This window comes from Flavimaricola marinus (assembly GCF_900184895.1).
GTDB lineage: Bacteria > Pseudomonadota > Alphaproteobacteria > Rhodobacterales > Rhodobacteraceae > Flavimaricola > Flavimaricola marinus.
Genome location: NZ_FXZK01000003.1, coordinates 62,458 through 85,223, shown reverse-complemented (window position 1 = coordinate 85,223; position 22,766 = coordinate 62,458). Strand labels below are relative to the sequence as shown.

General features: G+C 62.4%; 22 protein-coding genes. 11 read left to right on the top strand and 11 right to left on the bottom strand.

Annotation, left to right across the window (positions count from 1 at the left end; translation table 11 throughout):
- Nucleotides 1-6 precede the first annotated feature (6 nt).
- Nucleotides 7-840, bottom strand: a complete 834-nt coding sequence (locus LOM8899_RS09330) for a transglycosylase SLT domain-containing protein (protein ID WP_093991949.1) — start codon at nucleotides 838-840, stop codon at nucleotides 7-9.
- Nucleotides 841-1,063: 223 nt separating this feature from the next.
- Here LOM8899_RS09330 and gatB point away from each other — a divergent pair, with 223 nt between their 5' ends.
- Together gatB and LOM8899_RS23065 are read left to right on the top strand one after the other, a co-directional pair.
- On the top strand, nucleotides 1,064-2,575 hold the full coding sequence (gene gatB / locus LOM8899_RS09325; protein WP_093992267.1) for an Asp-tRNA(Asn)/Glu-tRNA(Gln) amidotransferase subunit GatB: 1,512 nt from the start codon (nucleotides 1,064-1,066) through the stop codon (nucleotides 2,573-2,575).
- A 350-nt stretch (nucleotides 2,576-2,925) separates the two neighbouring features.
- Nucleotides 2,926-3,393, top strand: coding sequence for a DUF4177 domain-containing protein (locus LOM8899_RS23065; protein WP_110521979.1), 468 nt, complete (start codon nucleotides 2,926-2,928; stop codon nucleotides 3,391-3,393).
- A 3-nt stretch (nucleotides 3,394-3,396) separates the two neighbouring features.
- Here the strand turns inward: LOM8899_RS23065 and LOM8899_RS09310 are convergent, their stop codons facing one another.
- Nucleotides 3,397-3,651 carry a BolA family protein gene (locus LOM8899_RS09310; protein WP_093991947.1) on the bottom strand — a complete coding sequence of 85 codons (255 nt, stop codon included), beginning with the start codon at nucleotides 3,649-3,651 and terminating at the stop codon, nucleotides 3,397-3,399.
- Nucleotides 3,652-3,726: 75 nt separating this feature from the next.
- Between LOM8899_RS09310 and LOM8899_RS09305 the strand changes: the two genes are divergently transcribed.
- Entirely contained in the window at nucleotides 3,727-4,359 is a 633-nt protein-coding gene (locus LOM8899_RS09305) for a J domain-containing protein (protein ID WP_093991946.1), read from the top strand.
- On the opposite strand, the gene LOM8899_RS09300 is transcribed toward LOM8899_RS09305, so the two are convergent.
- The 5 genes from LOM8899_RS09300 to LOM8899_RS09280 all read right to left on the bottom strand — a co-directional run bounded on the left by LOM8899_RS09300 (nucleotide 4,349) and on the right by LOM8899_RS09280 (nucleotide 7,613).
- Nucleotides 4,349-4,885, bottom strand: coding sequence for a hypothetical protein (locus tag LOM8899_RS09300; RefSeq protein WP_093991945.1), 537 nt, complete (start codon nucleotides 4,883-4,885; stop codon nucleotides 4,349-4,351). The genes LOM8899_RS09305 and LOM8899_RS09300 overlap by 11 nt on opposite strands.
- A 127-nt stretch (nucleotides 4,886-5,012) precedes the next feature.
- Complete coding sequence (gene msrB / locus LOM8899_RS09295) at nucleotides 5,013-5,477, bottom strand: peptide-methionine (R)-S-oxide reductase MsrB (RefSeq protein WP_093991944.1); 465 nt, start codon at nucleotides 5,475-5,477, stop codon at nucleotides 5,013-5,015.
- Between the two features lie 200 nt (nucleotides 5,478-5,677).
- A complete protein-coding gene (locus tag LOM8899_RS09290) occupies nucleotides 5,678-6,238 on the bottom strand; it encodes a fasciclin domain-containing protein (protein ID WP_093992266.1) in 561 nt (186 codons plus the stop codon).
- A gap of 110 nt (nucleotides 6,239-6,348) precedes the next feature.
- Nucleotides 6,349-7,044: an anti-sigma factor gene (locus LOM8899_RS09285; RefSeq protein ID WP_168770511.1), complete on the bottom strand. Its 696-nt coding sequence runs from the start codon at nucleotides 7,042-7,044 to the stop codon at nucleotides 6,349-6,351.
- Nucleotides 7,041-7,613, bottom strand: a complete 573-nt coding sequence (locus LOM8899_RS09280; RefSeq protein ID WP_093991943.1) for a sigma-70 family RNA polymerase sigma factor — start codon at nucleotides 7,611-7,613, stop codon at nucleotides 7,041-7,043. The genes LOM8899_RS09285 and LOM8899_RS09280 overlap by 4 nt, the downstream gene beginning before the upstream one ends.
- A gap of 380 nt (nucleotides 7,614-7,993) precedes the next feature.
- Here LOM8899_RS09280 and cobS point away from each other — a divergent pair, with 380 nt between their 5' ends.
- The gene (gene cobS / locus LOM8899_RS09275) at nucleotides 7,994-8,980 is read left to right on the top strand and encodes a cobaltochelatase subunit CobS (protein WP_093992264.1); all 987 of its coding nucleotides are present in this window, start codon (nucleotides 7,994-7,996) and stop codon (nucleotides 8,978-8,980) included.
- Nucleotides 8,981-9,094: 114 nt separating this feature from the next.
- Here the strand turns inward: cobS and LOM8899_RS09270 are convergent, their stop codons facing one another.
- A complete protein-coding gene (locus LOM8899_RS09270) occupies nucleotides 9,095-9,703 on the bottom strand; it encodes an NADPH-dependent FMN reductase (protein WP_093991942.1) in 609 nt (202 codons plus the stop codon).
- 205 nt (nucleotides 9,704-9,908) lie between these two features.
- Between LOM8899_RS09270 and LOM8899_RS09265 the strand changes: the two genes are divergently transcribed.
- The 4 genes from LOM8899_RS09265 to LOM8899_RS09250 all read left to right on the top strand — a co-directional run bounded on the left by LOM8899_RS09265 (nucleotide 9,909) and on the right by LOM8899_RS09250 (nucleotide 14,538).
- Nucleotides 9,909-10,295, top strand: coding sequence for a hypothetical protein (locus LOM8899_RS09265; protein ID WP_133065001.1), 387 nt, complete (start codon nucleotides 9,909-9,911; stop codon nucleotides 10,293-10,295).
- Between the two features lie 101 nt (nucleotides 10,296-10,396).
- On the top strand, nucleotides 10,397-12,274 hold the full coding sequence (gene cobT, locus LOM8899_RS09260) for a cobaltochelatase subunit CobT (protein ID WP_093991940.1): 1,878 nt from the start codon (nucleotides 10,397-10,399) through the stop codon (nucleotides 12,272-12,274).
- Between the two features lie 32 nt (nucleotides 12,275-12,306).
- A complete protein-coding gene (locus LOM8899_RS09255) occupies nucleotides 12,307-14,106 on the top strand; it encodes an aminopeptidase P family protein (RefSeq protein ID WP_093991939.1) in 1,800 nt (599 codons plus the stop codon).
- A gap of 90 nt (nucleotides 14,107-14,196) precedes the next feature.
- Nucleotides 14,197-14,538, top strand: a complete 342-nt coding sequence (locus LOM8899_RS09250; RefSeq protein WP_093991938.1) for a DUF427 domain-containing protein — start codon at nucleotides 14,197-14,199, stop codon at nucleotides 14,536-14,538.
- 72 nt (nucleotides 14,539-14,610) lie between these two features.
- On the opposite strand, the gene LOM8899_RS09245 is transcribed toward LOM8899_RS09250, so the two are convergent.
- Nucleotides 14,611-16,308: a chloride channel protein gene (locus LOM8899_RS09245; RefSeq protein ID WP_093991937.1), complete on the bottom strand. Its 1,698-nt coding sequence runs from the start codon at nucleotides 16,306-16,308 to the stop codon at nucleotides 14,611-14,613.
- Nucleotides 16,309-16,387: 79 nt separating this feature from the next.
- Between LOM8899_RS09245 and LOM8899_RS09240 the strand changes: the two genes are divergently transcribed.
- The 3 genes from LOM8899_RS09240 (at nucleotide 16,388) to LOM8899_RS09230 (ending at nucleotide 20,040) form a co-directional block, all read left to right on the top strand.
- Nucleotides 16,388-17,761 (top strand): FAD-binding oxidoreductase, encoded by a 1,374-nt coding sequence (locus tag LOM8899_RS09240; RefSeq protein ID WP_093991936.1) that lies wholly within the window; start codon nucleotides 16,388-16,390, stop codon nucleotides 17,759-17,761.
- Nucleotides 17,762-17,839: 78 nt separating this feature from the next.
- Nucleotides 17,840-19,645 (top strand): alpha/beta fold hydrolase, encoded by a 1,806-nt coding sequence (locus tag LOM8899_RS09235; protein WP_093991935.1) that lies wholly within the window; start codon nucleotides 17,840-17,842, stop codon nucleotides 19,643-19,645.
- Nucleotides 19,646-19,827: 182 nt separating this feature from the next.
- On the top strand, nucleotides 19,828-20,040 hold the full coding sequence (locus LOM8899_RS09230) for a hypothetical protein (protein ID WP_093991934.1): 213 nt from the start codon (nucleotides 19,828-19,830) through the stop codon (nucleotides 20,038-20,040).
- Nucleotides 20,041-20,044: 4 nt separating this feature from the next.
- Here LOM8899_RS09230 and recN read toward each other — a convergent pair whose 3' ends face one another.
- Nucleotides 20,045-21,718 carry a DNA repair protein RecN gene (recN, locus tag LOM8899_RS09225; protein WP_093991933.1) on the bottom strand — a complete coding sequence of 558 codons (1,674 nt, stop codon included), beginning with the start codon at nucleotides 21,716-21,718 and terminating at the stop codon, nucleotides 20,045-20,047.
- Between the two features lie 144 nt (nucleotides 21,719-21,862).
- Nucleotides 21,863-22,729 carry an outer membrane protein assembly factor BamD gene (locus LOM8899_RS09220; RefSeq protein ID WP_093992263.1) on the bottom strand — a complete coding sequence of 289 codons (867 nt, stop codon included), beginning with the start codon at nucleotides 22,727-22,729 and terminating at the stop codon, nucleotides 21,863-21,865.
- Nucleotides 22,730-22,766 lie beyond the last annotated feature (37 nt).

The following is a 22,766-nucleotide window of genomic DNA, read 5'->3' as shown; positions in this document are numbered from 1 at the left end:
CCCGCTTCAGCGAGACGATTCCGGGCTCAGATTTGAGGTGCTCAATGTGGCCGTCAACGCATGCCCAGCAGGACGAGCGACGGGACGGATGACGCGTGCGACGGCCGACTGAACCTGACAGTAGCTTTGCTCTCGGGTCCACGCCGCCATCGCATTCCGCTTGGATGCTGTCGTCATCGGCCCCCAATCCGCCGCGACCCCGCGCCAACGCCCATCGTGCAGCGCCACGGCGCGATCGCGGGCGACCGTGACATTCAGAATTCGCGCGGCACAACTCAGGTTGTCTTCCGCGTCGGTCAGCGCGGCGCCGGTGCGTGCCCGGCATGCATAGCCGCGTGCGGTGGGCGGATAGATCTGCAGCAGTCCAAACCATCGATTGCCGCCACCGACGGCATCCGGGCGGTGTGTACTTTCATAATATGCCAAGGCCGACATCATGCCGACCCAGAACGCCTGACGCAGATGCGGTGGGTTCGACGCGTATCCGGGACACCAGGTTTCGATATCGCGAGGCACGACGGTGGCGAGCGACGGAGCATTCGCACGGATCGCAGACATCGCGGCACGTGTCCAAAGTGCGCCCTCGCGCCGGTCATCCCACTGGGCAGCAGGCAGGAACGCCATCCGCGCTTTCGGGCGAAGAGTCGCTCCGGTTTGCACCTCGACGGGATACCGCAGTATGTGGTCGGGACGCGGCACTGGTCTGAACCCGGACAGAGCTGGCAACGCCTCGAATACGTCTGCACCTGTCGGAGCAGCTGCAACCTGTGCGCTGGCGGGCAGCGACAGGCAAAGAAAGGCGGAGAGTATCCCCCCAAGGAATCTCTTGGACGCGAGCATGCCGCGGACAATGCCCGATCACCACCCCCGTGGGCAAGCGCAAAGAATTGCACAAAAACAGATTCTTACGATCGACACTTCATCCTCGGCAATTTCCCGCCGGGGGTGATGCGCGATCCTGCTGACGGCGCCGGCGCATTTCAGAGCGGTTCCCCTGCTTGAAGCGCCGCCCGACTGCGCCTAGACAGTGCATCGCAACCGCTTCGCCGCAAAGGACCATGCCATGCTCGACCTAACCTACGAGTCCCCTGCCCCTAGAGTCATCGCCGGTGCGACTGGCGATTGGGAATTGGTGATTGGCCTTGAGGTTCATGCCCAGGTCGCGACTGCGGCAAAGCTGTTCTCCGGCGCATCGACGAAGTTTGGTGCGGAGCCGAACTCCAACGTGGCCTTCGTGGATGCCGGCATGCCCGGCATGCTCCCTGTCATCAACGAGGGTTGCATTGCGCAGGCAGTGCGCACCGGGCTTGGATTGAAGGCGGAGATCAATCTGCGCAGCGCATTCGACCGCAAGAACTACTTCTATCCCGACTTGCCGCAAGGCTATCAGATTTCCCAGCTCTACCATCCCATCGTGGGTGAAGGCGAAGTGATCGTCGATATGGCACCAGGTGTGGCCCGGCTGGTCCGGATCGAGCGCATTCACCTTGAGCAAGACGCCGGCAAGTCGATCCACGATATGGATCCGGCCATGTCGTTCGTGGACCTCAACCGGACGGGTGTCGCGCTGATGGAAATCGTCAGCCGCCCTGACATCCGCGGCCCGGAAGAGGCTGCGGCCTACGTGCTGAAGCTCCGCCAAATCCTGCGCTATCTCGGAACATGCGACGGCAACATGCAGAACGGCAACCTGCGGGCCGACGTGAACGTCTCGGTCTGTCGCCCCGGCGATTACGAGAAGTATCAGGAAACTCAGGACTTTTCCCACCTCGGTACGCGTTGCGAGATCAAGAACATGAACTCGATGCGGTTCATACAGCTGGCCATCGATCATGAGGCCCGGCGCCAGATCGCGATCCTCGAGGATGGCGGTTCCGTGGTGCAGGAAACCCGCCTCTACGACCCTGACAAGAACGAGACCCGGTCCATGCGCAGCAAGGAAGAAGCGCATGATTACAGATACTTCCCGTGCCCTGACCTGCTGCCACTCGAGATCGATCAGGCCTGGGTCGACGATATTGCGGCCCGACTTCCTGAGTTGCCGGATGAAAAGAAAGCCCGCTTCGTCAAGGACTTTGGTCTGAGCGAATATGACGCCAGCGTCTTGACCGCCGAGGCCGAAAATGCCGTTTACTTTGAAGAGGTTGCGCAAGGGCGCGACGGCAAGCTCGCGGCCAACTGGGTCATCAACGAGCTGTTTGGACGCCTGAAGAAGGACGATTGCGCGATCACCGAAAGCCCGGTCAGCCCGGCGCAACTGGGCGGCATCGTGGGCCTGATTTCGAGCGGGGACATCAGCGGCAAGATTGCCAAGGATCTTTTCGAGATCGTCTATACAGAAGGCGGAGATCCCGTTGAAATCGTTGAGAAACGCGGGATGAAGCAGGTCACGGACACCGGCGCCATCGAGGCTGCTGTCGACGAGGTGATCGCCGCCAATCCAGCTCAGGTCGAGAAGGCCAAGGCCAACCCGAAACTGGCCGGATGGTTTGTCGGGCAGGTGATGAAAGCGACAGGCGGCAAGGCGAATCCGGCTGCCGTTAACCAAATCGTGGCAGCGAAGCTGGGCCTCTAAGCACGTCGGAAAAAGCGTCGGTCTGCCGTCGGTATCCCTTCGGTGTCATTCTCGGTGGATTGGGTTCGACCCGGTCCACCGAAATGGTTAACGCCAAGATGGCACTGCCAACCGCAGCACCCGATCAAAACGGCATAGAGGCGGCGACCATCGGGTGCGCTACTGTCAGGCAGAGTGTTTTCCAGATGGCCGCCTTGATCAGCTTCACCATCGGCCAGACAGAGGTTGCGCGTGACTGGGATCACATGGATCGCGCGCTTCAATTGGTCGTTTCTGGAAGTGTTAAGCGAATCCTTGGAGTTGGAGGGTGTTGTTGATAAAACGTCCCGGTGATCTGGGGAGTTTTTGACATGGCACAGTTCGAATACAAGGTGGTTCCGGCCCCGAAACGCGGCCTCAAGGCCAAAGGCATCAAGGGCACAGAGGCCCAGTTTGCCAACGCATTGACCACTTTGATGAACGACGCGGCCGCGGACGGCTGGGAATACCAGCGCACCGATTCGCTGCCCTGCGAAGAACGCCAGGGTTTGACCGGTCGAGTGACCGTATTTCAGAACATGCTGGTCTTTCGCCGGGCGCTGACCGTGCCGGCAGAAGCGCCGGCGCCCGCCCCGACACTGGCCGTGCCTGTGGACATGCCAGCGCAGACGGCCCCTGCCCCGGTGATCGTGCGCGATGCTCCCGCAGGGACGGCGCCGCAACTGCAAAGCCCCGATCCGCGCGTGGCGGAGACACTTACCCGTGGCGTCGACCCGGTGCCGACGGCCAATCCGACGCCGGTGCAGGCGCCGGACCGGTCGCAGGTTGCCGCCGAGTAATCGTCACCGGATATCGAGAGCCAGCGCGTGAAGTTGGTTGATGATCTGCGGCCCCAGAGCCGCGTGCACCGCCCGGTGTCGCGCAAGTCGCGACATGCCGCCGAGCTCTTCGGCTTCGATCACGATCCGCCAATGGCTTTCGCCGCTGCCGTCATCGCCTGCATGCCCAGCGTGTAGATGACTCTCGTTGATCACTTCGAGGTGCTTTGTCGTGAACGCGCTCTCTAACGCGCCGCGAATCTTTTTTTCAAGCCCCATTATTTTTGCTCTGCCCCCTTCTATCTGACGCTGCCCGGCTTAAACTCATGCGTCCGAGTCGGAAAGGTAAAGCGCATGGCGAAGAACGACCCCTTTGGTTTTGATATGTCGGTGTCCTCCTCAAAGAAGAAGAATCCGCGGGGCCGCCGTGGCATGTCGGGGGCCTTCGAGACCTCTACCCGTGAATGCGACCATGCGGGTTGTGAAGAGGCCGGGAAGTATCGCGCACCGAAAAGCCCGGATATTCTGGACGACTACTATTGGTTCTGCAAAGACCACGTTCGGGAATACAACCTGAAGTGGAATTTCTTTGACGGTGCGACCGAACAGGAATTCACCGACCAGCAGGACAAGGACCGGGTCTGGGAGCGCGAGACGAAGCCGTTCGGCAAACGCTCCGAGGAGCAGCGTGCATGGGCCCGCCTGGGCGTCGACGACCCGCATCAGGTGTTGGGGGCGAACGCCACGCGCAACCCCGGCAAAGGCATCTCGGGCGGCCGCAAGCTGCCGCCGACCGAACGTCGCGCGATCGAGATCCTCGAGGCCAAGGATCACTGGACGAAGACCGAAATCCGCAAAGCCTACAAGGCGCTCATCAAGGTTCTTCATCCTGACATGAACGGTGGCGACCGCAGTCAGGAAGAACAGCTCACCGAAGTGGTCTGGGCGTGGGATCAGATCAAGAGCAGCCGCAGCTTCAAGGATTGATGCCGAACCGCATGAGCCGGGTGATCTGATCGCTTGCGCTTTGGAGGATCGGTTTTGGCGGGGCGGCCCCGAAGATGCTGTCCCGCTCACTGTGCCAGCTGCGCACCATGAGGTGCACCGCGAACCCGTTGGCGAACCAGAGCGCGGCGATCATCGGCGAGGCCGTGAAGATCACGGCAAGCGTGAACGGACCGAACATCGTTCCATAGAGCGGCAACGCCAGGGTGCCGCCGATGATCGCGGCGACGAATGTCATGATGACAAGGCCGGCCAATGGCTTGATGATCCCGGCCCGCCCGAGCCGATCGCGCGCCAGAATGACGCCCGCCCCGCCGCCGAATGCACCAGCCACCAAGATCCACTGCTCATACAGACTGAGCGGCCGCTGAAACACAGCGTCGGGATCGAGCCGAAGCACGACGATCAGTGCCAGAAAGGCGCCAAGGATCGCGGTGATCAAACACCCCAAAACCAGCCGACGCTCACCGAGGCTCAGCCTCCGCCAGCGCGCAATACCCATGCGCATTGGCATCTCCTTGATTCGAATACACACCAACAATTGCCACAACCTACAGGCTGGAGCGCACCACGCATTCCCTAAAATGCGAAACTAAGTGTTTCCATTCGCAGGAGATGCCTAGTTTCTCGGGGGGCTAGGCCGCTTGGAAGATGAGGCTCACACCATTCAGGCAATGCCTCTTGCCCGTCGGTGCGGGGCCGTCGTCGAAGATATGCCCGAGATGGCTGCCACATCGCCGGCAGTGCACTTCTGTGCGTGCCGTCAGCAGAGTATTGTCCGGCTTGGTTCCGATTGCGCCGGGCAGGCTGTCCCAAAAGCTGGGCCAGCCGGTGCCGCTGTCGTATTTCGTGGTCGAGGGGTAGAGCGGCAGGGCGCAGCCCCGACAGATATAGGTGCCGGCGGCGTAGTTCTTGTCCAGAGGGCTGGAGCCCGCCCGCTCGGTTCCCTCGCGCCGCATCACTCGGTATTGCAGATCGGTCAGCATTGCCCGCCATTCCGCATCTGTCCGCGTGACTTCGAAGCTCTGAGCCCGAAGCCCGGTGGCGGCGCTGCTCAGCAGGCCGGCAAGACCCAGTTGCGTAAAGGTTCTGCGGTTCATCGTGCTATCCTTCCGGTTTCCTATGGGGTAGCAAAGTGCGCCGCGCCCAGGAAAGAGAATTGGACGCGACGCACGATGATGTGACAGGGCCGTAATGGGGGCGACCCCGCCACATTTACCTTTTGACGGCGCCTTGACCACACCGCCAAAAGGAGGGCTCTGGCGATCCCGGAGGGGATCGCACCGCTCGATCAGCGCCCTTATTGCTTGGGCAGCATGACCCGGTCGATGACGTGGATCACACCGTTCGACTGATCGACATCGGCGATGGTCACCGTGGCGACCCGGCCGTTTTCGTCGGTGAGCGTGATGTTGTCGCCGTCCATCTGCGCCATCAGGGTGCAGCCGCCCAGGGTCGGAACGGGATGCATGCCGTTGTCGTCTGCAATCATGCCGGCGATGGCGTCGGAGAAGACTTCGGCCCCGACCACGTGGCAGGTGAGCACGGTCTGCAGCTGCGCTTTGGCTTCCGGCTGAAGCAGCGCGTTGAGCGAGTCTTCGGAGATCATGCCGAATGCGTCGTCGGTCGGAGCGAAGACGGTGAACGGGCCCGGCCCCATCAACGTGTCGACGAGGTCGGCGGCCTGAACGGCGGCGACGAGCGTGGTGTGGATCGGCGAATTGACCGCATTCTCCACGATGTTCATTTCGGGCAGCATTTCAGCTCCGCCCACCATCGGGTTTGTTGCGTGGGCATCGGCCAGTGCGCCGGTTCCGATACAGATCGCCGCGGTCGCGCTCAGAATGGTCTTGATGGTCATGGTATCCTCCAATGTGACTTTCGTCGTTTCGAACCAGAGCGGTGTTGCCCAGATCGACGAAGACACGGACCGGCGGAGGAATGAGTTTCAGAGGACGTTCGAATTCTCGATCACAGGAGAGTGAGCGGCCCGACGGCGAGCACATCGCCGGTCGGCGCCCCGGTGGGCGATCCGCCCGGTGGCTCGTCGGAGATCGCCAGCAGGCCGCCCTGCACGGCCCCCTGCAAGGCAACCGGAACAGGCAGATCGACAGTCTGATCCTCGGGCAGCACGCCGAGAGACACAGGCGGATTGTCTCCTGCGATCACCCAAAGTTCCAGCACCCGGTCGGGGCGTGGCTCGGCAGCTTCGCGAATGACCCGCAGCGTCGCCGTGGCCGGATCGAAGCCGGCTTGCACGACGAATGTCCCGTCTTCGGAGACGACCTCTGCGTGATAGGCCGGGTTGAAGGGGGGCGACTGCACCGGGATATTGATGAATACCGCAAAGGCCACGGCGGCCGCGAGGCCGACAAAGCCCACAGGCGCCAGCCCCCAGCGCCGTAGGAGAGACGGCTTGGTGCGACCAGGGTCGGCGGCAAAGAGCTTCGCCTCGGTTCGTGACCAGACGCTGGCCGGAGGTGCCACGGGCGCAATGTCGTCGGTGAGGCTGACGAGGTTTTCGACCCAGATGGCATAGGACGCCCGCAGCACGGCGTCGCCCGCCATGGCATCTTCGAAGGCCTTTGCCTCCTGCGGTGACAACAGTCCCAGCGCGTATTCCGCGATCCGGGCCTCCTGCTCGTCCATGTCCGGTTCATCCATCATGCCGACAGGCACTCTCTGAGTTTGATCAGGCTGCGGCGCAGCCATGTGCGAATAGTGTTCAGCGGCACGCTATAGCGTGCGGCCAGTTCGTCGTATTTCTCCCCTTCGAGGTAGGCACGGCGCACGGCGTCGGCCTTGTCGGGCTCTAGCTGGCCCATACACTCCACGATCCGGCCCCGGTCCGAAGACGCGATGGCCAATGCTTCGGGCCCCGGAGCGCCGTCGGCAATATCGACCGCCTCGTCCATCCCGCCACCAGCGGCCGATTTGCGCGCACGCAGTCGGTCGATGGCATGGTTTCGCGCCACGGTGATCAGCCACGTCATCGGGCTGAGCCCATTGGCCTGATACCGGTCGGCCCGATCCCAGACCTTGACGAATATTTCCTGCAAGGCGTCCTCTGCCTCTGCTGTGTCGGTCAACACACGCAGGCAGACCCCAAATAGTTTCGCAGAGGTTCTGTCATAAAGCGACTTGAAGGCTGCCCGGTCCCGCAGAGCCACCTGCAGGATCAGATTCTCGACTTCACGCGCAGCCGCGGAAGGACCCTTGGGCGATGCAGACTCCATGCGCCTATGGTCACCATTCCGACCGGGTTTTCAATGGTCTATGTGTTCGCAGAACCGCAAATGCTCTTCTTACGGGGAACGGACCCAACATCGCGGGACCGTGGCCCGCATCCCTGCCCGTTGCGGAACGAAGGAGGCCGTTGACGCGGATTGCCTGCGACGGGCGCGCGCAGGACGATGCGGAGGACCTTGGCAGACCGCGCGATCTCGCGCCTCGGGACCGCTTGCCAGCGTCCCCTCGCTCCGATTGCGCAGACCCGTGCGCTGATCGTTTGCGGCCCCGACCTTGCCCTTGAACCCGTCCGCCATATGCTTCACTAGAGAATGCGATACGAGGGCAGCCATCCATGGTGCCCCTTGGGGCGGAAAGGATCGAAGACATGGCCGACGGAAACAGCCAGATGATGGAAAAACCCACCGAAAGCATTTCGGTGCGTGAGGTTTTTGGCATTGACACCGACATGACGGTCAAAGGCTTTGCCGCCGGATCCGACCGCGTTCCCGAGGTGGATTCGACCTACAAGTTCGACCCCGATACCACCCTCGCAATTCTCGCAGGTTTCAGCCACAACCGCCGGGTCATGGTGCAGGGTTATCACGGCACTGGCAAATCCACCCATATCGAGCAGGTCGCCGCCCGCCTGAATTGGCCGACCGTGCGCGTCAACCTCGACAGCCACATCAGCCGGATCGACCTGATCGGCAAGGATGCGATCAAGCTGCGCGATGGCAAGCAGGTTACTGAATTCCACGAAGGCATCCTGCCCTGGGCCCTGCGCAATCCCGTCGCCATCGTTTTTGACGAATACGACGCCGGCCGCGCCGACGTGATGTTCGTGATCCAGCGTGTGCTGGAGCATGACGGCAAGCTGACCCTGATGGATCAGAACGAGATCATCACCCCGAACCCCTATTTCCGTCTGTTTGCCACCGCCAACACTGTCGGCCTTGGTGACACGACCGGCCTGTACCACGGCACCCAGCAGATCAACCAGGCCCAGATGGACCGCTGGTCCTTGGTCGCCACGTTGAACTATCTGTCCCATGATGCCGAGACGGCGATCGTTCTGTCGAAGAGCCCGCACTACAACACCGACAAAGGCCGCAAGCACATCAGCCAGATGGTCACTGTCGCCGAATTGACCCGAACCGCCTTCATGAACGGTGACCTGTCCACCGTCATGAGCCCCCGGACGGTCATCAACTGGGCCCAGAACGCCGAGATCTTCCGCAACATCGGCTATGCGTTCCGCCTGTCGTTCCTGAACAAGTGCGACGAATTGGAGCGGCAGACCGTGGCCGAATTCTATCAGCGCTGTTTCGACGAGGAATTGCCCGAGAGTGCCGCATCGATGGCGATGAAGTAATCCCTGCGCCGCAGGCGAGACACCCACGCAAAGTAACGCCCGGCCTGCCATGCAGACCGGGCGTTCTTGTTTCGAGCGCATGGGTGGGGATCGGCCCCCACCCGGCCGTTCGGATCAGGCTGCCTCGGACGCTGCGGGTGCGCGTGCCGCCATGGTGGCGTTTGCCCACCAAACGATCTCGTCGAACATCGTGGTGGCCGCGTCGCTGATGTGCGCCTCGATGGTCTCCATCTCGCCGTTGGCGCCCATCGGGTGCACGGCGATGAAGTCGGCGCCGCCGATGTGCACGGCTGTCCGCACTGGCACCATCTCAAGCTCGACTGCGATGCCGCGCAGATGCTCGATCGCACGGGCTGCACCAACGCCGCCGTAGCCGATCGCGCCGACAGGCTTGCGATTCCATTCGACATAGGCCTGGTCGAGCGCATTCTTGAGAGCGCCGGTGATCGAGTGGTTATACTCGGCGGTCACGATGACGTAGCCGTCGAATTCCGCGATCTTCTTCTGCCATGCCAATGCCTTGGGATCTTGGCTGGGCATGTATTTGTTCGATGCCATTTCGTCAAAGAACGGCAGATCGAAATCGCGCAGGTCGACGAGCTCGGCCGTGAAGTCATCGCGCTTTTCCGCTTGGGCCATCAGCCATGCGGCGGGCTTGTCTGCGAAACGGGCAGCGCGGGTGGAACTGATGATGACGGCGATTTTGGGGGTTTGGGTGGACATGTCTAACTCCGGTTGGATTTAATTCGATGTCCCATATCTGGGCCGAAGCGCGGCCATGTGCATCGCCTGTAATCGCGCACTGAATGTGCGGATTTGCGCGGAACACCTCGGTCGCCGTGGCATTAACGCAATCCCGGCCGAAATTGTTCACAAGTCGCTCATTTTATGTGCGATTTGTTCATTTTCCGCCCGTATGCTGGGCAACATGAGACAGGTTCTTTGCATTGCAGGGTTCTGTCTGGCGGGCTTGGCTCAGACCGTCGAAGTGGCCGAGGCCCAAACGACAGACCCTTTGCGCACATTCGCGAATTGTGCGGGCCGGTTGTCTGCGTTCATGGAATACCAATGGATGTTTGATGGCGAAGGCTCCGAGCAAACGCAGATGCAGCGCGCCGCCATGCTGGACCTTATCGAGGCCACCATGGCCCCGGATCAGGCCCGCCAGATCCTGCATTGGCGCATCTCGGCCAAGATGGCCCACGCCGCACTATTGACCCGAGCGACGTTCAACGACGACCCCGCAGATGCCCTGTGGGCGCAACGCGCTGCCGAGCGCCTGCGCCTCGGCTGCACATCCCTTCTGTTGAGCTGAGCGGTCACGCCGCCCAGCCCCGGACGGACCGTGCTGTTTGCGGTGCGCTTCCGATGCAGGCCGCCCTTGCCCCCGCCCTGTTCCGGTGATTTATCTGGCGTATGAGCAAGCCCACAGACAATCCCGCCGATCCCTTCAAGAAGGCCCTCGCAGAGGCCACCAAGGTCATGGCCGACGATCCGGATCTGGCGGTGACCTATAGCGTCGATCCGGCGGGTCAGACCGCCGAGACGATCCGTCTGCCGCAGATCAGCCGCCGCATGACCCGCGACGAGGTTCTGTTGGCACGTGGCACGGCCGACGCCTTTGCCTTGCGCCACAAGTTTCACGACGCCAAGACGTCGGCCCGGTATATGCCTCAGGGCCAGATGGCCCGTGATCTCTATGATGCAATGGAGACGGCACGGGTCGAGGCGGTCGGTGCCCGTCACATGCCCGGCACCGCGGGCAATATCGACGCCAAGATCGGCGCTGAGGCCCGCCGCAAAGGCTATGACCAGATCCGCGATGCCGCTGATGCACCCTTGTCGGTGGCCGCCGGCTACCTGATCCGCCATCTGGCCACCGGGCGCGATTTGCCCGAGGGCGCCAGCAACGTGATGGACCTGTGGCGCGGCTTTATCGAGGATCACTGTGGCGACCATTTGAGCAACATCGACGAATTGCTGTCCGACCAGAAAGCCTTTGCAAAGCTCGCCCGCGAGATCATCAAGGATCTGGGCTACGGCGACCAATTGGGTGACGATCCCGATCAGCAGGACGACGACCAAGAGGACGAGGCCGAGGACGGCAGCGAGGATCAGGAAGAGCAGGACAGCCAGGGCGAGGACGAATCCGACAGCGAGGATGCCGAAGCCAGCCCGGAGCAAACTCAGGAAGACCAGCAGGATCCTTCGCAGGCGCAGGTCAGCATGGACGATCAGGCCGATTCCGAGCAGGCCGAAGAAACCGAGATGCCCGAGGGCGAGGCTCCACTGGAGCCGCCTGCCCCGCAGCCGATTTCGGACGCCGATCCGAACTATCAGGTCTACAAGACCGAATTCGACGAAGAGATCGGGGCCGAGGATCTGGCCGAACCTGCCGAGCTCGAGCGGTTGCGCGCCTATCTCGACCAGCAGCTCGAGCCGCTGAAGGGCGCGGTGTCCCGCCTTGCCAACAAGCTGCAGCGTCGTTTGCAGGCCCAGCAGAACCGCTCATGGGAATTCGACCTTGAGGAAGGCACATTGGATGCCGGTCGTCTGGCCCGCGTTGTCGCCAACCCGACGACGCCTCTGTCCTTCAAGATCGAGAAGGACACCGAGTTCCGCGATACCTGCGTGACCCTGCTGCTCGACAATTCCGGCTCTATGCGCGGCCGTCCGATCTCTATTGCCGCGATCTGCGCCGATGTGCTCGCCCGCACGCTGGAGCGTTGTCAGGTCAAGGTCGAGATTCTCGGCTTTACCACCAAGGCCTGGAAGGGTGGCATGAGCCGCGAAAAATGGCTCGCCGAGGGGCGCCCGGTCCAGCCGGGCCGTCTCAACGATCTGCGCCACATCATCTACAAGAGCGCCGACGCCCCGTGGCGCCGCGCCCGCCCAAATCTGGGCCTGATGATGAAGGAAGGACTGCTGAAGGAGAACATCGACGGTGAGGCTCTCGAATGGGCCTATCGCCGGATGATGCATCGCCCCGAGGCGCGCAAGATCCTGATGGTGATTTCGGACGGTGCGCCGGTGGACGATTCCACCTTGTCGGTGAACCCCGCCAACTATCTGGAAAAGCATCTGCGCGATGTGATCGATATGGTCGAGCGTCGCAAAGCCGTCGAGCTGATCGCCGTAGGCATCGGCCATGACGTGACCCGCTATTACGATCGCGCCGTGACCATTACCGATGTCGATCAACTGGCCGGCGCTATGACCGAGCAACTCGCGAGCCTGTTCGATAGCGATCCCCGCAAGCGCGCCCGCGTCTTGGGAATGCGCAAGGTCAGCTAATTCAGCACACCCCTGACAGAGAGGACCAAAGGATGTTTCAGACCTTTGAAGTGACCAGTCGTCCTGAGCAGGGTCCGCCCCGCCTTGCAGCACTGCGCCGTGCGATGGTCGAGCAGGGCCTCGATACCCTGATCGTCCCGCGCGAGGATGCCTTTCAGGGCGAATACGTCGCCCCCTGTGACGAGCGGTTGAAGTGGCTCACCGGGTTCACAGGTTCTGCGGGCTTTGCCGTTGTCACTCGGGATGTGGCCGGCGTTTTCGTGGACGGCCGTTACCGCGTGCAGGTGTGCAGCCAGGTGGCGCCGGAGTTCACGCCGGTCAACTGGCCCGAGGTCAATCTGGCGGATTGGTTGACCAAGCACCTGACATCCGGTGCCGTCGTCGGTTTTGACCCGTGGCTCCATACGGTCAAGGCCATCGCGGATCTGGAGGCAAAGCTGGCGCCCGCAGGTATCACCCTGCGGCCGGGCCCGAACCTGATCGATCCGCTTTGGGAAGACCGCCCTGCCCCGCCCAAGCCGCCCTTCTCGGCATATCCCATCGAGAATGCCGGTGAGCCCCACGCCGAGAAACGCGCGCGATTGGCCAAGTCACTTCGCGATGCCGGTCAGCCGGCGGCAGTGCTGACCTTGCCAGACAGCATCGCGTGGCTGCTCAACATTCGCGGCGCGGACATAGAGCGGAACCCCGTTCCGCAATGCTATGCCATCCTCTACGACGACGCGAAGGTGCTGTTGTTTGCCCACCCCGGCAAGACCGACGTGATCGTGCAGCATCTGGGTCCGGACGTCACCACGCACCCGATCGACCAGTTCGAAGCGGCTTTGGCCGGCCTGTTCGGCCCGGTTCGGCTCGATCCCGCCTCGGCCCCCGAAGCGGTGCGCGCCATCCTGGAGGCTGCGGGCACCGACATCGCCCGAGCCCAGGACCCCTGTTCCCTGCCGAAAGCGTGCAAAAACCCGGTAGAGCTGGAGGGAGCCCGAGCGGCCCATCTGCGGGATGGGGCCGCGATGGTTCAGTTCCTTGCCTGGTTGGATGCCGAAGCGCCGAAAGGTGGCCTGACCGAGATCGCCGTGGTCGAGGCCTTGGAAGGCTTTCGCCGGGCGACCAACGCCCTGCGCGACATCAGTTTCGAAACCATCTGCGGCGCGGGTGAGCATGGTGCCATTGTCCATTACCGGGTGACGGAGGATACCGACCGTCCCGTGCGGAATGGCGAATTGCTGCTCGTCGATAGCGGCGGCCAATACCTTGACGGCACGACCGACATCACCCGGACAATCGCGGTCGGCCCGCCGCCCGAAGACGCCGCCGAAAGCTATACCGCTGTCCTGCAAGGCATGATCGCGATCAGCCGGGCTCGGTTTCCGCGCGGCGTGACCGGCGGTCACCTCGACAGCCTGGCGCGGTTCCCGCTTTGGACACTGGGCCGCGACTACGATCACGGCACGGGCCACGGTGTCGGCGCATACCTGAGCGTGCATGAGGGGCCGCAACGCCTGTCGCGGATTTCGGACGTGCCGTTGGATGAAGGCATGATCCTGTCGAACGAGCCGGGCTACTACCGCGAAGGCGCATTCGGTATCCGGATCGAAAACCTGATCGCCGTCATCGCGGCCCCGAAGATCAGCGGCGGCGACGACCGCGACATGCTCGCATTCGAGACCCTGACTTGGGTCCCTTTCGATCGCCGGTTGATCCTGACCGATCGCCTATCGCCGCAGGAACGGGACTGGATCAACTGGTATCATGCCGCTACGTTGCAGCACATCGGACCAAGGGTCGACGACGCCACACTTATTTGGCTGACACAGGCCTGCGCCGCACTTTGATGTCGCGATGGCAATCATCGCATATTTTGACACCTCGGTGTCATATCGCCGCCCTACCAATGGCGGCTCAATCCTTGGGGAGAGAGATCTATGGCCGACCACATAACGATACGGCCCGCGACCGGCACTTGGGTCGTGCGCGCTGGCGGTGCGGTGCTGGGCGAGAGCACGAACGCGCTGCAACTGACCGAAGGGGATTACCCCAGCGTGATCTATTTTCCGAGGGCCGACATCGCGATGGCCTTTCTCGAGCCGTCGGACACGCAAACCACCTGCCCCCACAAGGGCGACGCGACCTATTTCTCGATCATCGCAAAGAGCGGTGCGATCAAGGACGCTGTCTGGTCCTATGAAAACCCGAAGCCCGGCTTGGAAGAGATTGCAGGCCATTTGGCATTCTACGCCGATAAGGTCACTGTCGAAGAGGTCTGACCCTTCATCTTGGCCAATAAACTCACGACGCAGCGCCGGCAACGGGCTGCGTCGCAAGTGTGTTTCGCCTTATCAGGAATGTTCCTCGACCGCGGTCGAAACCAGCGCCCTGTTCAGTGCCTTGAGCGCATCCACCTGAAACAGCGCGCCCCAGACTTCCGGGGGCGCGTCGTCGCCCGGGAAATGCACAACCGGCAGAAATGCGGCATTGGTTTTCTCGAAGAGCGGCATCGCCTCTTCGAGCGTCGCCGATTTGTCCAGCCAGGTTCCCGCCAACACCAGCTCTTGGCAGGCCTCTGCCTTGGCGCCGCGTGGATGGTCTGGGGACCGCATGATGCTTTGCACGTCGAACGTTCCCAAGAGCCACGCCTCCGGCCCCGCAGCAAGGTGCACCCCCCTGCGCTCCAGCTGTGTCAAAAAGAAGGACCGGTCCACCATTCGGCTCGCCAATGCAGAGGAGAGCGACACCGTCACCATCACCGCAAGCCCGGTTTGCCAGTCGCCGGTCAGCTCGAATACGATCAAAGTGGTGGAAATCGGCGCCCCGAGCACCGCGGCAGCCACCGCGCCCATGCCCGCAAGCGCATAGAGCGATTGTTCGCCCGAGACCTCTGGAAACACCGACGTTGCGACTAGCCCGAAGGCCAGTCCCGTCAGGGCACCGACCATCAGCGATGGTGAAAACACCCCGCCTCCCATGCGCCCGCCCATCGTGATGGCCACCGCCGCGACCTTGAGCACGATGAACACGACGGCTTCTCGCAGCACGAGGTCCCCCGTCAGCGCCAGCGATGTGGTTTCGTAGCCGACCCCGATGATGTGAGGCCACCAGATCGCCAAGGCCCCCAACATGGCTCCGGCGACGGCGGGCCGTGCCCAGCGCGGCAGCCCGGTGGCCGTTTGCCAGCCGTTGGCGATGTCGTCGGCCCAGAAGATCGACCGCATCAGCACGACCCCCATGATCCCGGACAGGAGCCCAAGCATCATGAACGCAGGCAACTCGACATAGAATTCCAACGCCGACTGCATCGGCAGGACGAACTCGGTCACGTCCCCGTAAACCAAGCGGTTGATGATCGTTCCCGCCACGCTGGCAATCGCAATCGGAGCAAACGCATGCACCGCAAAGTGCCGAAGCACCACCTCCAGCGCAAAGAGCGCCCCGGCGATCGGGGCGTTGAAGCTGGCCGAGACCGCCGCCGCCACCGCACAGCCCAGCAGGTCGCGCCCATGAATGCCGTCTGCCCGGATCCAGCCAGCCACATAGCTCGACAAGACCGCCGCGAGGTGCACGACCGGCCCTTCCCGCCCAGATGATCCGCCCGTCGACAGGGTGATGAGGCTGGCCAGCGACGAGACCAGTCCGCGCCGCCGCTGCACCCGACCGTTGTTGAGCGCGGCCGCTTCGATGACTTCGGCCACTGCACGCACGCGCCCGTCGTCGGTGAATCGGTCCAACAGCAGCCCGACGGCGAGGCCGCCGCCCACCGGGATCAGGAAGATCCACCACCAGTCCAATCCGGCGATATGGCTGTGCAACTGGAGCACGTTGTCCGTACCGTAAATCCACGCCTGGAGGTTTTCGATCCCAAAGCGAAAGGCGATGGCCGCCAATCCACTTGCGATCCCGACAAGTAGTGCGATGAACCAGAATTGGACCTCGCTCGGCCCCCGTGTGCGCAAGACCTCCCAACCACGTGCGATGCCGTTCACCGCGCTTGCGAACGCCGTCGGTCGCGCCTTGGTCTGCTTTTCAGCCGGTTCGATCATGCGGGTTCGCCCGCTCCCCCGGCCTTGACCTTTGCCTTGTCTCGCGACACCTTGCCCTCCCCAAGTCCATGGAGCGATCATGACCATCGAAACGGCCCTTGAACACCTCAAGACCCTCTTAGGCGATCGGTTTAGTCGCACCAAGGCAGAACTGGACCACCATAGTCGGTCGGAAAGCCATTTCGCTCCGATTGCGCCCAATGCGGTCGTTTGGCCGATTTCAACGGCAGAAGTCTCACAGATCATGAGGATTTGTGCGCAGGAGGCCTGCCCCGTCATCGGATGGGGCGCCGGCACCTCACTGGAGGGCCATGGGCTCGCGATCCGCGGAGGCGTCACGGTCGATTTCTCCAGAATGGATCAAATTCTGGAGGTTCATGCCGAGGATATGGATGTGCGCGTCCAGCCCGGTGTCACTCGGGAGGCTCTGAACGAGGCGCTCCGCGCGACCGGACTGTTCTTTCCGGTCGACCCCGGCGCGAATGCGACGCTTGGCGGCATGGCGATGACCCGCGCCAGCGGCACCACCGCCGTGAGATATGGCACGATGCGTGACAACGTCCGCGCCCTCGAGGTTGTCTTGGCCGATGGTCGCGTGATTCAGACCGGCACCCGTGCCCGCAAATCCTCGACGGGCTATGACCTCACGGCCCTGATGGTCGGCTCTGAAGGGACGCTGGGCCTTGTCACGGAGCTGACGCTGCGCCTGCAAGGACAGCCCGAGGCGATCAGCGCCGCCGTATGCGCCTTTGACAGCCTGAACGACGCGGTCGAAGCGGTCACCGAAACGATCCAGATGGGCATACCAATGGCCCGGATCGAATTCATCGACGCGGTCGCCGTGGCTGCCGTAAACGCCTATTCCGGGCTCGGTTTGCCGGAGTTGCCGCATCTGATGCTGGAGTTTCATGGCTCTGATCAGGCCGTCGCCGAGCAGGCCGAACGCTTTGGCGAGATCGCGGCGGATCATGGCGCCCGTGGCATCGACACGGCCACCCGGCAGGAAGACCGCACCAAGCTGTGGGAAGCCCGCCACAAGGCCCACTGGGCCGTCATGGCAGCAAATCCGGGCAAACGTGCTTTGGTGACGGATGCCTGCGTCCCGATCTCTCATCTCGCCGCCGCCGTTGCAGAGACACAGGCCGACATCGCCGCAAGCCGGCTCGACGGTCCGATCCTGGGCCACGTGGGCGACGGAAACTTTCACGCGATCCTCTTGTTCGATCCCGATGATCCCGAGGACCGCGCCGCCGTCGACGATCTGAGCCACCGCATCTCGGAACGCGCCCTGCATTATGGCGGAACGGTGAGCGGCGAGCATGGCGTTGGCATGGGCAAATTGCGCTACATGCAGGCCGAGCATGGAGCAGGTTGGGACGTGATGCGAACGATCAAGCGCGCGCTCGACCCGGAGGATCTGCTCAATCCGGGCAAGCTCGTCGCCCAGAACTAGGGACCGACAGGAAAGAATCCTTTCCTGAATCGGTCAAAGTTCTTACCATTTGGTCAAATCCCTAGGGATGTCTGTCAAATGAACGCGTACAAGGAAGACCCTCCTACCGATAGCACCGACCTGACCGATCAGGTGATCGACGACCTCTACGAGGTCGCGATCGATCCGCTGCGCTATGAGGCCCTTCTTGACCATTGGGAAGCGATGATCGGGCCGCAACGCAGCGTGGCCAACGACACGTCGAACCCTTCCCTGCGCCTTGCCGAGTTCGAAAGCCATTTTCATCGTGCCGAGCGGATGTTGGCGCAGGTCACGGGATCGGACCAGATCGTCGATCCTGCCCATCTGCTTGCGAAGATCGACAGATCTGCTGCGTTTGTTGTCGATCAGACCCTGACCGTCGCACGGATCAATGCGGCAGCTGCACTGGCACTGGGGGTGACACAGGGCGCCAAGCTCGTCGATCTGGCACTGGGCGATGGCGAGGCCGAGGAATTGGCGCGTCAGACCGAGCGTATGCTGCGCGCAAACTCTGGCGAGCCTGTCATTTTGCGTGTGCAGACCCGTCGCGATGATCGCATCATGCTTGTCCACCTCCGGGTGGTTCGTCCCGCGCAGGGTCAACCGTTCGTCATCGCGGTCACATCCGAACTGGGCTGGCCAAAGGGTTTTACCAAACTGCTGCGCGGCGCGTTTTCTCTGACACCGGCAGAAGGCAAGGTGGTTCGGTCCCTCGCCGAAGGTCACAGCCTGGCCCAAATCGCCGAAGAACGAGGCCGGTCGATCGAAACGATCCGGGCGCAAGTGAAGGCGATCCTGTCCAAGACAGGCACCCGGTCGCAGGCGGAATTGATCCGGCTGACCCTCTCGACCATGGAAATGGCGCAATACACCGGCAGCGTTTCGGAACAAATTCCCGAAAGCTCGACCGGACTGGGAAGCCTCGCCCCGCGTCTGTTCCAAAGCATCACCCTGCCGGACGGACGGCAGCAGGATTTCCTGATACTAGGTGATCCGGAGGGCAGACCCTGTCTCTATCTGCATCTGGACTATGGCCTTGTTCGGTGGCCAGCCAGCGCAGAGGCGGAAGCCGCACGCAAGGGCCTGAAGATCATCGTGCCCGTCCGAGCCGGGTATGGCCAATCCGATCCCTTGCCGCGCGATACGCCTCTCGTGACACAACTCGTCGATGATCTGGTGGCCGTCCTCGACCATCTCGGCGCCGAGAAGGTCCCTGTCCTGAGCCTTGGCTCGGACAGCTATCTCGCCTTTGCCCTGCACGCGAATTATCCCGAAAGGGTGTCTGCCGTGCTCTGTGCCGCCGGTGTGCTCCCTCTCACCTTGCCTGCTCAATACGACAGGATGGACAAGTGGCACCGCTTCATTCTCGCTGGAGCGCGATACACACCGCATCTGTTGCCATTCATGGTCAAGGCTGGCTTTGCTCTGGCCAACCGGTTGGGCAAGTCGGCCTTTGTCCATGCCGTCTATGGGAAATCCGCGGCCGATGTCGCGACGTTCGAGATCGACGAGGTCTTCGAGGCGATGGTTTGCGGGTCGGAGGTGGCCTTGTCGGACGGTCATTCGGCGCATGAGCCCTTCGCCCGCCTCGTCGTCGCTTACGAAACCTCGAACTGGACGGCCGAACTCGCCGCGCTCGAGGCGGCGGCCACCAAGCCTGCGGGAAGCCCCGGCCACGTCAAGGTCATATTCTTCAACGGATTGCAGGATCCCGAAGTCCCACGGGACACGCTGGCCGATCATCAGCGCGATTACCCTTGGATCGACTTCCGGGTCTATCCGGATGCCGGCCAATTGGCTTTCTTCTTGAAATGGCGCGACGTCCTCGCGGAAATCGACAAGATCGTGGCGCCGACTGAGTAATGAATTCCTGACCTTCCGGTAAATTACCCCAAATGGGTGATGCGCGCGAAAAGCCCTTGGCGATAGGTTGGAGTCATTCAGTAGATTGGTTTCTAATCGCCGAAAGGCACCAGAGCACATAGATCAAAGGCGGACGACGCGGTGTGTATTTGCCGCTGAGAGCTGCCATATTCAGACCAGTCATGGCAGATCGCCGTGGCGACGAGACCGGCGGGGGGCTGGCAATGGCGCAACTGTATTTCAGCGCGAAACAGACCCCCGCTGTGCTTGTTTTTTCGCATTCCGGGCGGCTCGTCCTGTTTGCCACAGGTCAAAAGCTGGGATTGTTCTTTGGCCTCAGACTGCCTTTGCCAGCACAGCGGGTGCGCCAGCGAAGAGACCTCAGTCTCGAATAATCGGTCAGGCCGCGGTTCCGGACAGCAGCTCGCGTGCCGCACCTCTGGCCGCCTCGGTGACCCGGTCGCCGGCCAGCATCCGCGCGATTTCGTCGACCCTGTCGCTCGGGTTCAGAGGCACCACCCGCGAGGTCGTGACCTCGCTCTCGCCGCGTCCTTCGACGGCCTTTTCCACACGCCAATGATGCGCTCCGAGAGCTGCAACCTGCGGGCTGTGCGTCACAACAAGAACCTGACCGGCCTCTGCCAGTTCCGCGAGCCTCCGACCGACGGCGTCCGCGGTCGCGCCACCGACCCCACGGTCGATCTCGTCAAAGATCATCGTCAGCCCGACGGTCTGTTGCGTCAGGCAAACCTTGAGCGCCAGCAAGAACCGGCTCAATTCGCCGCCCGACGCGATCTTGTCCAACGGCCCGGCGGGTGCCCCCGGATTGGTGGCGACCCGGAAGGACACGTCATCCCGCCCGTCGGGGCCGGGTGTGCCGGGCTCGATCTGCACGGTGAAGATCGCCCTCTCCATCTTGAGCGGGCCGAGTTCTGCCGCCATCGATTTGGCCAGTTTTTCGGCGGCTGCGGTCCGGGCGGCGGTCAGCGCATTCGCGGCCTTGTCGTAGGCCTTGTCCGCACGCAGCAAGGCGGCCTCCGCCTCTCCGATGTCTTTCTCCGAGGCATCGAGCGCCTCCAGCCGAGCGCGCAAGGTTTCGGCAAAGTCGGCGAGGTCGTCCGGAAGCTGGTCGTGTTTCCGGGCCAGGGCACGGATCGCAAAGAGCCGCTCTTCGGCGGCTTCCAATGCGTGCGAATCAAAGTTCAGCGCGTCGAGGCAGGCTGCAATCCCCTGCTCTGCCTCTCCTAGCGCATCCACGGCCCGCGCGAGTGCCTCAAGCGGAGCCTCAAGTCGCCCTTCGGCTGAGGCCGCCGCACCGTCCAGCCATCGGATTGCGTCGCTGACCATCCCCTCGGCGCCGTCGCCCGTGACGATGGCATGCGCCCGCGCGACATCCTCGCGGATACGCTCCGCCGCTTGCATGCCGCGCCGCTCCTTGTCGAGGAGCGCCTCTTCCCCCGGTTCCGGGGCAAGTGCATCAAGTTCGGAAACAGCGTGACGCAGGTAGTCTTCCTCGGCCCGCAGCGCCTCGGCTGCCTCTATTGCCGTTTTCAGAGCCTTGTCAGCGGCGCGCCTTGCAGACCATGTTGCGCGAACATCCTCCAGCAAGGCCGTCACCCCGGCGAAATCGTCCAAGAGCGCGCGGTGGCCGCGTGGATTGAGCAGGCCGCGATCATCCTGCTGACCGTGCAGTTCGACAAGGGTGTCGGACAACGCCCGCAAGACCTCTCCCGAGGTGCGGACGGAATTGACCCACGCAGTCTTGCGGCCATCGGGTGTATTGATGCGACGCAGTATCAATTCGCCGTCCTCGGCCGTGATCCCGGCCTCTGCCAGAACCGCATGAGCGGCATGATCATCAGGCAGATCAAAGGTCGCGGTCACTTCCCCTTGAGCCGCCCCTTTGCGGACCAGTTCGGCCCGCCCCCGCCAGCCAAGCACAAAGCCAAGGGAATCGAGCAGGATCGATTTGCCGGCACCGGTTTCACCGGTCAGCACGTTTAATCCGGGCTGAAACGCGAGGTTCAGCCGGTCGATAATCAGCATGTCCGAAATGTCGAGACTGCGCAGCATGACGGCCCCAATTGGCAAAGTTGATTCTTGATGGACCGCAAGATCATGTGGGTCAAGGGACAGCTTACCACAAGCCAGTGCGGCAAGGTAAGATGGCCTGGAAACGAACTGGACGATCCCACCGTCAGGCGAAAGATCGCCCGGTCAGAGCCACTCGCCCCGGACAACCTGCCGGTAGATCGCTGACAGCCAGTTATCGCCCACCGAGCGCATCTCCAGCCCCTGCCCTGTCAGTAGAGCGAAGCTGTCCTGATACCATTCCGTCGACTGGTAGTTGTATCCCAGAATGGCGCCAGCGGTCTGCGCCTCGTCGGTCAGGCCCAAAGACAAGTAGGTTTCCACCAGACGATGCAGGGCTTCCGGCGTATGGCTCGTGGTTTGGAAATCCTCGACGACCACCCGGAACCGGTTCGCAGCGGCGGCGAAATGATTCCGCTTGAGGTAGTAGCGGCCGATCTCCATTTCCTTGGCAGCGAGGTGGTCGAACGCCAGATCGAATTTCAGGATGGACGCTTGGGCATATTCGCTGTCCGGATAGCGCTCGATCACGGCCCGCAGGGCCTGAAGCGCCTGAAACGTCAGCCCTTGATCGCGCCCGATGGCGTCGATCTGGTCGTAGTATGACAGCGCCAGAAGGTATTGCGCGTAGGCGGCATCCTCTTCGGCAGGATAGAAATCCAGATACCGCTGAGCGGCGGATCTGCTGTTCGGGTAATCCTGATCCCGATGATAGGAAAACGCTTGCATGATCAACGCGCGTTTTGCCCATTCGGAATACGGATAGAGCCGTTCGATTTCACCGAAATAGAACGCGGCGTCGTCCTCTTGGCCGCGATTGAGCTCGGCTTCGCCCCGCTGAAAGATCTGTTCGGCCGTGAACCCGTCCAAAGCCCCGTCAGCCTTGGGATCGAATGTATCGCACCCCGCCAATACCCCAAGCGCGAGAGCGCCTGCGATCCAGAGTTTGCGACCAATGCGCTGGTTCAATTTTCGTTGGCCAGACAATTTCATGCCATGGGTTCCGATCGCCTGTGCCTCATCCATCGAT